Source organism: Bradyrhizobium sp. CCBAU 45321 (assembly GCF_028128975.1).
Classification (GTDB): Bacteria; Pseudomonadota; Alphaproteobacteria; order Rhizobiales; family Xanthobacteraceae; genus Bradyrhizobium; species Bradyrhizobium yuanmingense.
The window spans coordinates 94,035-108,319 of record NZ_LFKZ01000125.1 but is presented as its reverse complement, the minus strand read 5'-3'; the positions used below and the strand labels follow the sequence as shown (position 1 = coordinate 108,319).

Sequence of the window (14,285 nt, the reverse complement as noted above, 5' to 3'; positions counted from 1 at the left end):
CAGACTAATTCACGGCCGACGTGGTCATGTTCAGCGCCTGCCGACCCGAAGGCAGCGTCGTCACGGCCGGACGCTTGCGCACGGGATCACCTCCCTTCGCCATTAGCGGCACGTTCTTCGGCAGCACCACGACCTTGGCTCCGACATTGACGCGGCTGTACAGATCCATGACGTCCTCGTTGGTCATGCGGATGCAGCCGGACGAGACGAACTTGCCGATGGTGGAGGGATCGTTGGTGCCGTGGATGCGGTATTGGCTCGAGCCGAGATACATCGCGCGCGCACCGAGCGGGTTGCCGGGCCCGCCGGCGACGAAGCGCGGCAGATAGGGCTGGCGCGCGATCATCTCGGCCGGCGGATGCCAGTCCGGCCACTCGGCCTTGCGGCTGACGCTTTGCACGCCCGACCAGGTAAAGCCCTCGCGGCCGACGCCGACGCCGTAGCGGATCGCGCGGCCGCCTCCGAGCACGTAATAGAGATAGGTGCTGTTGGTATCGATGACGATGGTACCGGCCGGCTCGCTCCGGTCGAAGCCGACGATCTGCCTGCGCAGCCGGTCGGGCAATTGGGCATCCTCATCGGCGACCTGCGGCGCCTCGTTGATGTCAGCCTGCGAATAGCCTTGATCCTGCAAGTATTGGCCCTGCGAGTAAAGGTCCTGCGGGTACACCCGCTGCATCGGCGCATAGCCGAAGGTTTGCGCGCTCGCGGTGCCCACCGGCACTGCGAGAAGAGCGGTTGCGAAGGCGAACGCGCCGACGGCGCGCGGCGAGAAGCTGCGACGGACTGCAAACAACTTTGTCATGAGCTGCCCCGTTGGATGTGCATCAGGTGATGCGCTGCCTCAACAAACTCCGCCGGGTCGATCGAAGTTCCGGCGCAGCGTGCGGCAGCGACGTCACAGTCAAGCGAGCACCTGTTCACGAGGCCGCGATGGAACCAGCCCGCCGCCCAAGCATTAGTCAGGTCATCAATGGGCGCGCGGATCACGGATTCCGTGCGGGAGAGAGATTGTGCGCGTCCTACCCAGTGAACGTTTGATTTCCGGCAACAGCGAAGGCGATCCGCTTCCCGAGAGCCATGTCGAGCTGCCGCCGGTTATCCGCCGCACTGAATTCGTCGCGTTCGCGCTGGCCGGCCTGTTGCTGATCGCCATCGTCGCCGTGCTCTATGTCGGCCGGGCGTTCTTCCTGCCGGTCGTTATGGCGTTCGTCATCGGGACCATGCTGTCTCCGGCGGCCACCTTCCTGGAGCGAAGCAAGGTCCCACGCAGCGTCGGCGCCGTGCTGATCGTGGTCGCGGTGAGCGCGGTGGTCGCTTTCGCCGTCGCGTTGATCGCTTCGCCAGTCATGGCGTGGAGCACGCGCCTGCCGGAGTTCGGCGCGCAATTGAAGGACAAGCTGCACGTATTCGACCGGCCGCTTGCGCTCTGGCGGGAGCTGCAAGCCATGCTCGGCGGCTCGGAGGGATTGCCGAGCCTCCACATGCCCAAGATCGAGTGGGTGCAGCCGACGCTGGAATTCCTGTCACCGACCTTTACCGAATTCCTGCTGTTTTTCGTCACCCTGATCCTGTTCATCGCAAGCTGGCGCGACCTGCGGCGGGCCATGATCATGACCTTCAGCGATCACGACGCGCGGCTGCGCACGCTCCGGATCCTCAACGAGATCGAGGTCCATCTCGGCAATTATCTGCTGACCGTCACCCTCATCAATGTCGGCGTCGGCGTCGCCACCGGCCTGATCTGCGCGCTCACCGGAATGCCCAATCCGGCCGGGCTCGGCGCACTGGCGGCCACGCTCAACTTCATCCCGATCATCGGGCCCGTGGCGATGTTCGTGGTGCTGGTCGTGGTCGGGCTGATCGCCTTCCCGACCCTCGGCGGCGGCCTGATGGCCGCGCTCGCCTTCGGTGGCCTCACCTTTCTCGAGGGTCACTTCATCACGCCGACGATCATCGGGCGGCGGCTCGCCCTGAACGCGCTCGCCGTGCTGCTCGCGCTCGCGTTCTGGACCTGGCTGTGGGGGCCGATGGGCGCGTTCCTGTCGTCGCCGCTCCTGATCGTCGCGCTGATCCTGAAGGACCACCTGCTGCCGGAGAATTCGCCGCAGCTGCCGCAAGCCTGACCGGTTTCAGCGAACGGAACTTACCCGGCGACGAAACGTTCTCCGCCCATCTCAGCCGTCAACAGTTCGGAGCTCCCGATGTCCACGCCCAATGCCGAAGCCGGGATGAGAGACTGGACCGACAAAGCCACCCGAGACCGCCTCGAAAAGGATGTAGCAGCCGTGAAAAGCGATATCGCCGCCCTCACCGACCAGATCACCGACGCGCTCAATACTTTCGCAAACTCCACCAGCAAGCAGGCTCGCCGCGGCTATCGCCAGGCGCGCGAGAACATGGACTCCGCGATGGACGACATGTCCGAGCGCGGCAGCGCGATGATGGAAGCTGCACATGACGCCTACGGCTCGATCGAGGAGACGCTGGAAGAGGCGATCACGCAGCGGCCGCTGGCGACCGTCGGGCTGGCGCTCGGCATCGGCTTCCTGATCGGCGTCGCCTGGCGTCGCTAAGGATGTCGACGCCCATTTGATACGGCGGCGGCACGCCGCCGCTGCCGGCTCGTGACCATTCGGCTGGCGGGGATTGAGGAGCAACGCCATGTTTCAGCGCATCATCGACGGCATCAGCGCATCAACCGGCACGACGGTTCGGCTGACCTCCCTTGCCGCGGGCGCTGCCTTCGCGCTGCTCGTGACCACAGGCTTCCTCTGTGCCGCCGTCTTCATTTGGGTGCTGCAGAAATATGGCCCGGTGCAGGCTTGTCTTGCCGGCGCCGGCATCTTCTTTCTGTTGACCTTGGCCGCGGCAGGCTCCTATTGGAGCTACAAGCGCGAGGTGCAGAAGCGCGCCCAGATCGCGGCCGAGCGCGCCGCGAAATCGGCCGCGCAGAGCATGCTTGCAGACCCGATGCTCCTCGCCACCGGGCTCCAAATCGTTCGTGCCATCGGCGTCAAGCGGCTGCTGCCGATTCTGGCGATCGGGGGCGTCGCCCTTGGCATCCTGGCGAGCCGCGCCGGCGTGTCCGACGAGGTGTCGGCCGAACCTGCCGAGTAAAGGTCCGGCATTATAATTACTGCGAGCGCATCTATCTGCATTTCATCGAGCAAGCGGCACATTTGACGCCGTTTGGCGCGGTTCTTCCCCGCTCACGCAAACGCTACTCGGACGAGCAGGCGGTTGCCGTTAAAAGCATCATCCTGATTCCCAAAGCTATTTTGCTCAATGAAACCGTCCGTCAAGGCGAACCTCGCCGCATTCCAGCATGATGCCAGGCTCTATCTGACGCTCGGCATCGCCAATTGGTCCATATTCGTCGACCATATTCCCAACAACGTCGTCAACCTGCTGACGCTGCGCAATTTCGGCTTCAGCGGCGCGGCGGACCTGTTCGTGTTCGTGGTAGGGTATGGGGTTGCCATCATCCATGGCAGGATGGCGCTGGAACGCGGCTACCTGGTCGCGGCGACGCGCATCTTTCGCCGGGTCTGGCGGCTCTATGCCGCCTATGTCGTGCTGTTCGTGATCTATATCGATGCCATCGCCTATGTCGCCAGGCAATCGATGGCGCCGGAGATCATCCACCAATACAACATCTCCGGAATTCTCGAGCACCCGCTGCGCATCCTTGTCCGCGGTCTCGTGCTCCAGGAAGAGCCGCTGAACCTCGACCTGCTGCAGCTGATGGTCCCGCTGATGGCGTTGTTTCCGTTGGTGCTGTGGGGCCTGCTGCGAGGACCGAACCTGACGCTGGCAGCATCGGTCGCGCTGTATCTCGCCGCACGCTGGTTCGACTGGAATTTTCGGATCTATCCCGACGGAGAATGGACCTTCAATCCGCTGTGCTGGCAGATGCTGATGGTGCTGGGCGGCTGGTTCGCCGTGACGGGGGCGCCGGGCCGTGCGCTGCATGGCATGTCCTGGCTGCGGATCCTCGCCGGCGCCTACCTGGTCTTCGCGATGGCCGTCACCTTGATGCGCCATTCGCCGGCGCTGTCCGCTTACCTGCCCGATCTACTCCTCAACAGCATCGCTCCGACCGACAAGGAAAACCTCGCTCCCTATCGGGTGGTCCACTTCCTCGCCCTCGCGTTCATTGCCACCCATCTCATTCCGGCGGATCACCCCGGCCTGAGATGGAAACCGCTGCAAGCGGTGATCGCATGTGGTGAGGAATGGCTCGCGGTATTCTGCGTCGCCGTGTTCCTATCCTTCGCTGGCCACCTCATCCTAATCACCGGGCCGAACCTGGTGGTGATGCAGGTGGCGGTGAGCATCACCGGCTTCGCGGCGATGACCGGGCTCGCCTACTACATCGCCTGGTCGAAACGGCAGGATCTGCCGGCAGCCCTGCGGCAGCAGGCTCGGAGCTGATCGCTTCTCGCGACGAAATCGTGCGATTCTGCTAGGCCGAATGCCGCCCCTGCGCTATGCCGGGACCCTGCGTGAGGAGACCGGGCGTGGCGATGGCGAAAGACGGGCGTGAAGAGGCGGAGCGCGCGCCCCGGCGCGGCCGGCCAAGGTCGATCGAGACCACCAACGCCATCCTCGAAAGTGCCTATGCGCTGATGGCGGCCACCGGCCTTGCCGCCACCACCATCGATGCGATCGCACGGCACTCCAGCGTGTCCAAGATGACGATCTACAAATGGTGGCCGTCGCGGGAAGCGCTATTGATCGACGCCTTCCTCCACCATGCGTCGCAGATGCTGCCGCTGCCGCCCGCGAGCGCCGGCACGCCCGCGGCGCGCGCGCGGCGCCACGCCGCTGCCTATGCCGAGGCGCTGCAGGGCAAGTTCGGCAAGGTCCAGCTCGCCGTCGTCTCCGAATGCATCTCCAAGACCGGGTCGGCCGAGCTGTTCTACGCCCGGTACCTGCAATTCCGCCGCGACGCGCTGGTGGACATGATCGCCGCCGGCCAGAAGGACGGCAGCATTCAGGCCGAGGGTCCCCCCGAGAATCTATACGACGCGATCTATGGCAGCCTGTTCTACCGCTATATCTTCGGCATCGCGCCGATCACACCCGGCTACGCGCGCAGCCTCGTCGATCTGGTGTTACGGCCGAAGGGCTAGCTTCGCACCGGCCTGACCGGCGCCGAGATTTTATCCGTGCGGTCGCGCTCGGTCATGTCGACCACCGTCTCCATCGGCGCGGTCAATTCATAGACGTAGGAGACGTCGGTGAAGAAGCGCTTGGCGGTCCCCCCCAGCGCCTCGGGCGCGACACGGTCGAGCAAGATCAGGCCGAAATCGGAATCGGGCCGGCGCGTCGCCTCGCTGGTGTTGAACTCCTCCCAGCGGAAATGGAAGACCTCATCGCCCTCCTCGCCGGTCACCGTCCAGTTCGCGGTGATGTGCGGATGCTTGCCGACCAGCGACAGGCCCTCGTCGGAATGCGAGGCGAGCTCGAAGAACAGCAGCGACAGGCTTTGTGCGGCACGCGCGCTGACCGCGATGTCGGGGCCGGTGACGGCGATGCGATCGGCATGCGGAATCGCGCGCGCCTCGAACAGGCCCTTCAACTTGACACCCTGCCACTGGCTCTCGCTGAGCAGCGACACCACATTGGACATGGCGTGGATGCGCCCGATCAGGAGCTCGCGCGCGATGTCGATGTCCGAGCCGTGACGCAAGGTGCGCGTCACGATCGACTGGATCACCGCCAGGATGTTCTTGACGCGGTGGTTGAGCTCGTCGATCACCGCGGTCAACCGCCGCTCGAAGCCGATCCTGACCTGGATCTCCCGGCTGAGCCGCAGATTGTTGTAGGCGACGTAACCGAACAGGCCGCACACCATTGCGGTGATGGCAAAACCGATCGCCGCTACGATGATGGCGGTCTGCTCGGCGCGGCGCACCGAATTGGTCTTCGCGTAATAGCCGAGCTGCCAATCGCGGCCACCGAAGCTCACCGTGCGCGTCGCCGACGGCGCCCCGTCCGCCGCCGCGATCCGCGTCGAGACCACGCCCTGATCATTGGCGATCAGCTCGCCGCCATCCTTGCGCGGATCCCTGAGCGCCACCGCGAACAGCGACATGTCGTCATTGGCCAGCATCAGCGAGGCGAGCTCGTAGGAAAATGTGACGAAGCCGGCCGGCTCCGTCGCACCCTCGGGAACGACTGGCGCGGCCACGATGATGCCGATCGGACCGTTTCCGCGGATCAACGGCACCGGGTCGGAGGCAACTGACCTCTTTTGGGCGCGCGCCCGCGTGAGCATCGCGCTGCGAACCGGATCCTGATCGTAGCTGCGGCCGGGCAAGGCCGTGGTCTCGTTGCTGCGCGGCTCGAGATCCAACAGCACGTCGATCGGCTGGGTGACATCGGCAGGATTGATCGGCTTGTCGTCAAACGAGCGGATCTGCGGATTCGGGAAGCCGGCGCTGGCGATGGCGGCTTGCGCGGCCGCAAGCTCGTTCGGCTTCAGCCGGGCGATCCAGCCGGCCACCACAAAGTCGGTCTTGAAGGCGTAGATCGCCGAGCGCAGCGGCTCCAGCATGTTCGGCTTGATCACCGACGGCGCGCGGAACAGGCCCGAGGCGACACGCGCGAGCAGCTCCCGCTCGGTCAGGCGGTCCTGAACCAGGCTCGCATGCACGTCGATCGCACGCGCCAGCGCGATCCGGTCCAGCGCCAGCTCCTGGTCGTGGACGCGATAAGCCGCAAGCCCGGAGAGCAAGGCCCCGAGCAGAGCGATGAAGCCGATGATGAAACCCAGCCTGACCACGCGATTACTCAGGCGAAAGCAGGAAGTCGGCAATGAACACGGAGCACATGAACGCCGCTCGAACGGCCAGAGGCCGAAGCAGGGTAAATCCCAGTGGCGGAGATAATGAAGGAGGAGGCATCAGTACGCAACTTGGGTCGCCTGGAAAGCTTAATCCGTCCGGCCGATGGTCTGGCCGGGATGAATTCGCCCCGGGCGCCGGAGGTAGTTAATCGCCGTGTCCGAAATTTGTTCCGCGGTTGCGGCACGGCCCAGGCGTTAACGGCGAAAAACGCCTGCGCCAACTGGTCGCGTCCGGTCAGCCCGTCCGTTTCAGGCCGCCTTTGGCCTCAATGAAGCCGACGATTCGGTCGAGCCCCTCGCTCTTCTTGAGGTTGGTCATGACGAAGGGACGCTCGCCGCGCATGCGCCTGGCGTCCGTCTCCATCTTCTCCAGGGACGCCCCGACATGGGGCGCAAGGTCGGTCTTGTTGATGACCAGGAGGTCGGACCGGGTGATGCCCGGGCCGCCCTTGGACGGGATCTTGTCGCCGGCGGCGACGTCGATGACGTAGATGGTGAGGTCGGCCAGCTCCGGGGAAAAAGTGGCAGCGAGATTGTCGCCGCCGGATTCGATCAGCACGAGGTCAAGTCCGGGAAACTTGGCGCGCATGTCCGCGACCGCAGCGAGATTCATCGAGGCATCCTCGCGGATCGCCGTATGCGGACAGCCGCCGGTCTCGACGCCGGCGATGCGATCCGGCGTCAGCGATCCCGAACGCACCAGGAACTCCGCATCCCATTTGGTGTAGATGTCGTTGGTGATCGCCGCAATGTCATAGCGCTCGCGCATGGTCTTGCAGAGCAGGTCCATCAGCGCGGTCTTGCCCGATCCGACCGGACCGCCGACACCGACACGCAGGGGACCGTGAGATTTCGCCATGTGACTTGTTCTCTCCTGATGACTTGACGGCCGCACCGCTCACGACCGAAACAAGCGGGTATACTGCGTCTCGTGCCGCAGGCTGGCGAGATCGGCGCGGAACGTCGCGCTGCCGAGATCGTCCAGGGTTGCATTCAGCGCGCGATTGGCGGTGGCGGCGACGGCGGCTTCCAGCTTCACCAGCACACGCTGGCTATCGGTCTGGCCGAGCGGAATGAGCCGGCTGGCGGCGGAAATCCAGTTCGAGACCAGCGCATGCAGGAAGGCGTGCAGCGTCGGCGCCAACGGCACGGCGTGCATCGCGGCAACCACACCGACCGCGACTGGATAGACCAATGGCGCGCTGCATGCCGCGACCGTCGCGTCCAGTCCGTCGGCATCCCACGCGGCGCGCGAGATGTCGATGAAGGCGCGACCCTGCGAGGTCGTCTCCAGCTGCCGCTCGCGCGACGGCACGAAGGCGCTCGCGAGCTCGGCGATCTCGTTCAATGCGGCCGTCTCGCCCGATTCCGTGGCGCGATAGGCGTGGACCAGAAACGTGGCGTCACAGAAGCCGGAGCCGTCGCCGAGCATCGCATCGAGCCAATCCGCCAGCGTCGTCGTGTCGGTGACGTCGCCCGCCTCGACCGCCCATTCGATGCCGCTGGAATAGGAGAAGCCGCCGACCGGGAACGCCGGCGACAGCCAGGTCATCAGCCGGTACAGCGCCGCCGCCTCGCCCTCGGCAAGATCACCGGCGCCGACCGGCTCATTTGTGGTCATGAGCATGCTTGTGGCCGTGGTGATGATCGGGATGATCGCAATGCTCGTCGTGGTGATGGTGGTGCTCGTGGCCATGGTCATGCGAGCCATGATCATGGTGGTGACCATGGTCATGGTGATGATGGCCGTGATCGTGATGCGCATGGTCGTGTCCATGCGCGTGGCCGGCATCGGCGTAGGCGCCGCCTTCGGGATCGAACGGCGCCTCGATCTCGATCACACGCGCGCCAAGGCCCTTCACCATCGCCTCGATGACGTGATCGCGGCGAATGCGCAGGGCCTTGGCCATGATCTGGGTCGGCAGATGACGGTTGCCGAGATGCCAGCCGACGCGCACGAGGTGGTGCGGATCGCGGCCGCGGATTTCGAGCAGCGGCTCGGGCGCCGCGACCACCTCGATCAGCCTTCCGTCCTCCAGCACCAGCGCATCGCCGCCGCGCAGCGCGACGGCATGTTCCAGGTCGAGCAGGAATTCGAGACCACGCGTTCCGGTCATCGTCATGCGGCGGCGGTGCCGGTCGTCGAAATCGAGCACAACCGTGTCCACTGGTGCTTCCGTGAAACGGTGCTGTCCCCTGACCTGCGTCGCCCGGATCATGCGTCTTACCTCTTTACCGTGTCTCGACCTTCTCGGGCGTGATGTATTCGATCTTCGGCGGCGCCGTGAAGCATTTCACCGCAACGCGGCCGAACGTCTTCATGTGCTCGGCAGCGCGATGCGGCCCCAGCGCTTCCATATTCTCCCACTGCTCGACGAACACCATCTTGGCAGGGTCGGTGACGCTCTCATGCAGGTCATAGGCGATATTGCCGGGCTCTTTCCGCGTCTCCTTGATGCAGGCGGTGGCGGCTGCAATGAATTCGGCGCGCGTCTCGGGCTTGATGGTCAGGGTGGCAACGACGTAGATCACGAGAAATCCTCCCGGCTTTTCTTCTGAGGGTTACGATACCGGGCGGGACATTAGACCAGGCGGGACCGAACGCAAAACCGCAAAAGCCGTCCCCGGACACCGCCGGGGACATGCGTCGAGGCGCTATTTCAGTACATGAAATATCGCTGCGCCATCGGGAGCACTTCGGCCGGCGCACAGGTGAGCAACTCGCCATCGGCGCGCACTTCATAGGTCTCCGGATCGACCTCGATATTGGGCGTCGCGTCGTTGTGGATCATGCTCTTCTTGGAGATCTTGCCGCGGGTGTTCTGGACCGCATAGAGCTTCTTCTCGATGCCGAGCTTTCGCGCGAGGCCACCGGTGACCGCGGCCTTGGAGGTGAACACCACCGAGGATGCCGTACGCGCCTTGCCGAACGCGCCGAACATCGGCTGGTAATGCACCGGCTGCGGCGTCGGGATCGAGGCGTTGGGATCGCCCATGGGCGCCGCGACGATCGTGCCGCCCTTGACGATGCAATCCGGCTTGACGCCGAAGAAGGCCGGCGACCACAGCACGAGATCGGCAAGCTTGCCCTTCTCGACTGAGCCGATCAGCTTCGACACGCCATGCGCGATCGCCGGATTGATCGTGTACTTGGCGATGTAGCGCTTGACGCGGAAATTGTCGTTGTCCTTGCCCTTGTCCTGCGGCAGCGAGCCGCGCTGCTTCTTCATCTTGTCGGCGGTCTGCCAGGTCCGGATGATGACCTCGCCGAGGCGGCCCATGGCCTGCGAGTCCGAGGACATCATCGAGAGCGCGCCGAGGTCGTGCAGGATGTCTTCGGCCGCGATCGTCTCCTTGCGGATGCGGCTCTCGGCGAACGCCAGATCTTCGGCGATGGAGGGATCGAGATGGTGGCACACCATCAGCATGTCCAGATGCTCGTCGATGGTGTTGCGGGTGAAGGGCCGCGTCGGGTTGGTCGACGACGGCAGCACGTTCTTCAGCCCGGCCACCTTGATGATATCAGGGGCATGGCCGCCGCCGGCGCCTTCGGTGTGGAAGGCGTGGATGGTGCGGCCCTTGAAGGCCTTGATCGTGTCCTCAACGAAGCCGGATTCGTTCAGCGTGTCGGTGTGGATCATCACCTGGATGTCGTGATCGTCGGCCACCGACAGGCAATTGTCGATCGCGGCCGGCGTGGTGCCCCAGTCCTCGTGCAGCTTCAGCGCACAGGCGCCGGCCCTGATCATCTCGACCAGCGCGGCGGGGCGCGACGCGTTGCCCTTGCCGGAAATGCCGAGATTGACCGGGAAGGCGTCGAACGACTGGATCATCCGCGCGATGTGCCAGGGACCGGGCGTGCAGGTGGTGGCGAAGGTGCCATGCGAGGGACCGGTGCCGCCGCCCAGCATCGAGGTGACACCTGACATCAGCGCGTGCTCGATCTGCTGCGGGCAGATGAAATGGATGTGGCTGTCGAAGCCGCCGGCGGTGAGGATCTTGCCCTCACCCGCGATCACGTCGGTGCCGGGACCGATGATGATGGTGACGCCCGGCTGGATATCGGGATTGCCGGCCTTGCCGATGCCAGCGATCATGCCGTCCTTGATGGCGACGTCGGCCTTCACGATGCCCCAATGGTCCACGATCAACGCATTGGTGATGACCGTATCGGCCGCGCCCTGCCTGTTCGTGACCTGCGACTGGCCCATGCCGTCGCGGATCACCTTGCCGCCGCCGAACTTCACCTCCTCGCCATAGGTGGTGAAATCCTTCTCGACCTCGATGATGAGGTCGGTGTCGGCCAGCCGCACCTTGTCGCCGGTGGTCGGACCGAACATGTCGGCATAGACGGAACGCTTCATCTTGACGGACATCACAAGCCCCGTTTGCGATTGAATGTCTGGTTGGTCACAGCAAGGCCTTTGCTGCTTTCACGGCATCATCGAATTTTTCGTCGAGCCACGCATTGCCGCCGCGGCACCCAGCCACGACCTTCGTGGCCCAGGCGATATAGTCGGCGAGATCTTCGCGCTCCCCAGCACTCGGATCGGTTTGAATGCGCGCGCCCGTATTGCTGATCTTGTCGGCGATCTTGATCAGCTTGGCGCCCGGCGACTTGTGGGGCGCGTCCTCGATCTGCTTCTGCCGCCGCTTCGCTTTCGGCAAGCTCATGTCATCGGTGCACTCGGCAACGAGGGACGCGACCCGATCGGAAAATCTCTGCGCGAGTTCCTCGCGCGTGGTGTCGGTGTCCTCGATCGTGTCGTGCAGCCAGCCGGCCGCGACCAGCTCGGCATCGGCGCCGTCGGTCGCAGTCGCGAGCAGATTCGCGACCTCTGCGAGATGATTAATATAGGGCTCATTGCCGCGGCCCTTGCGCGCCATGCCGTTATGGCGCTGCGCGGCGAGCTCGGCAGCTTCCGAGACGAGGCGGATTGGTGAGAGCATGGAAATACCTCCGTTTCCGCCTCAACCATGCCGCGGCGTGCTCGTTCCTGCGGAGGTCACAGCTTCCCCATCACATCGCCGCGGAAGCCGTAGATCGTCTTCTTGCCGGCCATGGCGACGAGCTGGACGTCGCGGGTCTGGCCGGGTTCGAAGCGGACGGCGGTGCCGGCGGCGATGTCGAGGCGCATGCCGCGCGCCTTCTTGCGGTCGAACTTCAGCGCGGGGTTGGTCTCGAAGAAATGGTAGTGCGAGCCAACCTGGATCGGGCGGTCGCCGGTATTGGCGACCGTCAGCGTCACGGTCTTGCGGCCGGCGTTGAGCTCGATCTCGCCGTCCTGGATGAAGAGTTCGCCGGGGATCATGTGCTACCTCGTCTTGCTCCGCTGCGTCATGGCCGGGCTTGTCCCGGCCATCCACGTGTTGGCGTCTGGTTTGATAGTCGTGGATGCCCGGGACAAGCCCGGGCATGACGATGTTGATACAATCTCGCGCTTCAACGGATCGGCTCGTGCACGGTGACGAGCTTGGTGCCGTCAGGAAAAGTTGCCTCGACCTGGATGTCGTGGATCATCTCGGGAATGCCCGGCATCACCTGGTCGCGGGTCAGCACCTGCGCGCCTGACTGCATCAGTTCGGCGACGGTGCGGCCGTCGCGCGCGCCTTCCAGAATGAAATCGGAGATGATCGCGATCGCCTCGGGATGGTTGAGCTTGACGCCGCGGTCCAGCCGGCGGCGGGCCACGATCGCGGCCATCGAGATCAGAAGCTTGTCCTTTTCGCGGGGAGACAGATTCATGCGACATCTCTTCCGTTCAACACGTCAATTCAACCAGTCTAGTTCAGCCAGAGCCGCGGCAGGGCCGCACCGGTGCGCGCCAGCACCGTCATCATGTCGGCGCGCAAGCGCGCCGCATCTTGGGCACAGAACCGCGCCATTGCAAAGCCATTCCAGGCCGAGATTCCGACCTCGCCGGAGAACGATTCCGACGCCTCCCGGATACGCTCGACCAGAGCCTCGTCGCCGGGCACGATCAGGGCTGTGCCGATCGCCGAGCCACCTTTAGCGACCGCGGGCCGTGCAAGCTTGGCACCGATATCGCCGTCGAGCCGGACCGTCTCGGCGAACACCAGCCGCCCGCCGCGGCGTAGCCGCCAGCGGTCGACGAACTCGCCCTGCTGCATCCGCTCGCCCATGGCGGTGCGGCCGAACACGACGATCTCGCACAGCAGGAGCGAGGCCGCCTCGTCGAGATCGATATCGAAGCGGCGCTGGACGCGGGCACGGTCGAACAAAATCGTCTCCTGGGGCAGCCAGGCAAGATGCGCGCCCGCGCCGACCTTCAGGGCGATGTTGAGCTGCGCTGCCGCTCCGGGTGTGCGATAGACCTTTTCGGCGGCCGCTGTGGTCAGTGTCAGCCGCGCGCCATCCGCCGCCGCGATGTTGATATCAAAACTGTCCCCGCCGGCGACCCCACCGGCCGTGTTGACGAACACGCCGGACAGACCCTGATCTTCCGGCGAGGGAAAGCGGACGCGGAGCGAACCGGATTCATGCAAGGCGCCGCGACGCGTCACGCCGTCGCGCGCATGCACGTCGAAGCGCACCGCGCCACGGGCGCGGTTGGCCTCGAACAGCGTGGACGTGGCCGACAATTCGCTGCGCATCCGCCTCCCCCAGCCGGTCGCGGCAGAATGGCCTACAGCGCCATCTGGCGGCTGATCTCGGCCGGATCGAGATTGGAGCGGTCGCAGGTGAACTTCACCGCGCCGCGATCCATCACCGCGAAACTGTCGCCGAGTTCGCAGGCAAAGTCGAGATATTGTTCGACCAGCACGATGGCGATGTTGCCGAGATTGCGCAAATAGGAAATGGCGCGGCCGATATCCTTGATGATCGAGGGTTGGATGCCTTCGGTGGGCTCGTCGAGCAAAAGCAGTTTTGGCCGCATCACCAGCGCGCGGCCGATCGCGAGCTGCTGCTGCTGGCCGCCGGAGAGGTCGCCGCCGCGCCGGCCGAGCATGGATTGCAGCACCGGAAACAGCGAGAACACGTCGTCCGGAATGTGCTTGTCCTCGCGCTTGAGCGGGCCGAAGCCGGTCTTGAGGTTCTCCTCGACTGTCAGCAGCGGGAAGATCTCGCGGCCCTGCGGTACGAAGCCGATGCCCTTGCGCGCCCGCTCGTACGGCCTGAGGCCGGTGATATCGCTGCCGTCGAACACGATTGCGCCCGAGGAGATCGGATATTGCCCGACCATCGCGCGCAGCAGCGAGGTCTTGCCGACGCCGTTGCGCCCGAGCACGCAGGTGACCTTGCCGGGCTTGGCCGAGATCGAGACGCCGCGCAGCGCCTGGGCAGCACCGTAAAACAGGTTGATGTCTTTCACTTCAAGCATCGGAAACACCTTTGCGGGCGAATAGCGAATGGCGAGTAGCGAATAGGAGAAGCGGCCAGTCCATTCGCCATTCCCTATTCGCCATT

At 64.7% G+C, this 14,285-nt stretch carries 17 protein-coding genes; 5 read left to right on the top strand and 12 right to left on the bottom strand.

Annotated features, from left to right (window positions below):
• Positions 1-4: 4 nt before the first annotated feature.
• A complete protein-coding gene (locus tag ACM43_RS22210) occupies positions 5-805 on the bottom strand; it encodes a L,D-transpeptidase (RefSeq protein WP_271542850.1) in 801 nt (266 codons plus the stop codon).
• Between the two features lie 208 nt (positions 806-1,013).
• Here ACM43_RS22210 and ACM43_RS22205 point away from each other — a divergent pair, with 208 nt between their 5' ends.
• From ACM43_RS22205 to ACM43_RS22185, 5 genes are all read left to right on the top strand, one after another.
• Complete coding sequence (locus tag ACM43_RS22205) at positions 1,014-2,126, top strand: AI-2E family transporter (protein WP_271542849.1); 1,113 nt, start codon at positions 1,014-1,016, stop codon at positions 2,124-2,126.
• 78 nt (positions 2,127-2,204) lie between these two features.
• A complete protein-coding gene (locus tag ACM43_RS22200) occupies positions 2,205-2,576 on the top strand; it encodes a DUF883 family protein (RefSeq protein WP_035998171.1) in 372 nt (123 codons plus the stop codon).
• Between the two features lie 88 nt (positions 2,577-2,664).
• The gene (locus tag ACM43_RS22195; RefSeq protein WP_057028148.1) at positions 2,665-3,120 is read left to right on the top strand and encodes a hypothetical protein; all 456 of its coding nucleotides are present in this window, start codon (positions 2,665-2,667) and stop codon (positions 3,118-3,120) included.
• 168 nt (positions 3,121-3,288) lie between these two features.
• Positions 3,289-4,437 (top strand): OpgC domain-containing protein, encoded by a 1,149-nt coding sequence (locus ACM43_RS22190; RefSeq protein WP_271542848.1) that lies wholly within the window; start codon positions 3,289-3,291, stop codon positions 4,435-4,437.
• 92 nt (positions 4,438-4,529) lie between these two features.
• Complete coding sequence (locus ACM43_RS22185; protein WP_271543087.1) at positions 4,530-5,138, top strand: TetR/AcrR family transcriptional regulator; 609 nt, start codon at positions 4,530-4,532, stop codon at positions 5,136-5,138.
• Here the strand turns inward: ACM43_RS22185 and ACM43_RS22180 are convergent.
• The 11 genes from ACM43_RS22180 to urtE form a co-directional block, all read right to left on the bottom strand.
• Positions 5,135-6,793 carry a CHASE domain-containing protein gene (locus tag ACM43_RS22180; RefSeq protein ID WP_057028151.1) on the bottom strand — a complete coding sequence of 553 codons (1,659 nt, stop codon included), beginning with the start codon at positions 6,791-6,793 and terminating at the stop codon, positions 5,135-5,137. The genes ACM43_RS22185 and ACM43_RS22180 overlap by 4 nt on opposite strands.
• Before the next feature lie 298 nt (positions 6,794-7,091).
• Positions 7,092-7,715: an urease accessory protein UreG gene (gene ureG / locus ACM43_RS22175; RefSeq protein ID WP_271542847.1), complete on the bottom strand. Its 624-nt coding sequence runs from the start codon at positions 7,713-7,715 to the stop codon at positions 7,092-7,094.
• 39 nt (positions 7,716-7,754) lie between these two features.
• The gene (locus ACM43_RS22170; RefSeq protein WP_109142435.1) at positions 7,755-8,483 is read right to left on the bottom strand and encodes an urease accessory protein UreF; all 729 of its coding nucleotides are present in this window, start codon (positions 8,481-8,483) and stop codon (positions 7,755-7,757) included.
• Complete coding sequence (locus ACM43_RS22165; RefSeq protein ID WP_271542846.1) at positions 8,464-9,075, bottom strand: urease accessory protein UreE; 612 nt, start codon at positions 9,073-9,075, stop codon at positions 8,464-8,466. The genes ACM43_RS22170 and ACM43_RS22165 overlap by 20 nt, the downstream gene beginning before the upstream one ends.
• A gap of 13 nt (positions 9,076-9,088) precedes the next feature.
• The gene (locus ACM43_RS22160) at positions 9,089-9,388 is read right to left on the bottom strand and encodes a putative quinol monooxygenase (RefSeq protein WP_035998129.1); all 300 of its coding nucleotides are present in this window, start codon (positions 9,386-9,388) and stop codon (positions 9,089-9,091) included.
• Positions 9,389-9,516: 128 nt separating this feature from the next.
• Positions 9,517-11,232 carry an urease subunit alpha gene (ureC, locus tag ACM43_RS22155; protein WP_271542845.1) on the bottom strand — a complete coding sequence of 572 codons (1,716 nt, stop codon included), beginning with the start codon at positions 11,230-11,232 and terminating at the stop codon, positions 9,517-9,519.
• A 34-nt stretch (positions 11,233-11,266) separates the two neighbouring features.
• Positions 11,267-11,806 (bottom strand): HD domain-containing protein, encoded by a 540-nt coding sequence (locus ACM43_RS22150; protein ID WP_157283712.1) that lies wholly within the window; start codon positions 11,804-11,806, stop codon positions 11,267-11,269.
• Positions 11,807-11,862: 56 nt separating this feature from the next.
• Positions 11,863-12,168: an urease subunit beta gene (locus tag ACM43_RS22145; protein ID WP_026202067.1), complete on the bottom strand. Its 306-nt coding sequence runs from the start codon at positions 12,166-12,168 to the stop codon at positions 11,863-11,865.
• Between the two features lie 131 nt (positions 12,169-12,299).
• Entirely contained in the window at positions 12,300-12,602 is a 303-nt protein-coding gene (locus ACM43_RS22140; protein WP_007605424.1) for an urease subunit gamma, read from the bottom strand.
• Between the two features lie 38 nt (positions 12,603-12,640).
• Positions 12,641-13,471: an urease accessory protein UreD gene (locus ACM43_RS22135; protein WP_271542844.1), complete on the bottom strand. Its 831-nt coding sequence runs from the start codon at positions 13,469-13,471 to the stop codon at positions 12,641-12,643.
• A 32-nt stretch (positions 13,472-13,503) separates the two neighbouring features.
• Positions 13,504-14,199, bottom strand: coding sequence for an urea ABC transporter ATP-binding subunit UrtE (urtE, locus tag ACM43_RS22130; protein ID WP_271542843.1), 696 nt, complete (start codon positions 14,197-14,199; stop codon positions 13,504-13,506).
• Between the last annotated feature and the right edge of the window lie 86 nt (positions 14,200-14,285).

Coding starts and splice junctions, on each gene's coding strand:
- ACM43_RS22190 (WP_271542848.1), top strand. CDS start 3,289: ATGAAACCGTCCGTCAAGGCGAACCTCGCCGCATTCCAGCATGATGCC.
- ACM43_RS22140 (WP_007605424.1), bottom strand. CDS start 12,602: ATGAATCTGTCTCCCCGCGAAAAGGACAAGCTTCTGATCTCGATGGCC.
- ACM43_RS22135 (WP_271542844.1), bottom strand. CDS start 13,471: ATGCGCAGCGAATTGTCGGCCACGTCCACGCTGTTCGAGGCCAACCGC.
- ACM43_RS22145 (WP_026202067.1), bottom strand. CDS start 12,168: ATGATCCCCGGCGAACTCTTCATCCAGGACGGCGAGATCGAGCTCAAC.
- ACM43_RS22165 (WP_271542846.1), bottom strand. CDS start 9,075: ATGATCCGGGCGACGCAGGTCAGGGGACAGCACCGTTTCACGGAAGCA.
- ACM43_RS22170 (WP_109142435.1), bottom strand. CDS start 8,483: ATGCTCATGACCACAAATGAGCCGGTCGGCGCCGGTGATCTTGCCGAG.
- ureG (WP_271542847.1), bottom strand. CDS start 7,715: ATGGCGAAATCTCACGGTCCCCTGCGTGTCGGTGTCGGCGGTCCGGTC.
- urtE (WP_271542843.1), bottom strand. CDS start 14,199: ATGCTTGAAGTGAAAGACATCAACCTGTTTTACGGTGCTGCCCAGGCG.
- ACM43_RS22185 (WP_271543087.1), top strand. CDS start 4,530: ATGGCGAAAGACGGGCGTGAAGAGGCGGAGCGCGCGCCCCGGCGCGGC.
- ACM43_RS22210 (WP_271542850.1), bottom strand. CDS start 805: ATGACAAAGTTGTTTGCAGTCCGTCGCAGCTTCTCGCCGCGCGCCGTC.
- ACM43_RS22200 (WP_035998171.1), top strand. CDS start 2,205: ATGTCCACGCCCAATGCCGAAGCCGGGATGAGAGACTGGACCGACAAA.
- ACM43_RS22195 (WP_057028148.1), top strand. CDS start 2,665: ATGTTTCAGCGCATCATCGACGGCATCAGCGCATCAACCGGCACGACG.
- ureC (WP_271542845.1), bottom strand. CDS start 11,232: ATGTCCGTCAAGATGAAGCGTTCCGTCTATGCCGACATGTTCGGTCCG.
- ACM43_RS22150 (WP_157283712.1), bottom strand. CDS start 11,806: ATGCTCTCACCAATCCGCCTCGTCTCGGAAGCTGCCGAGCTCGCCGCG.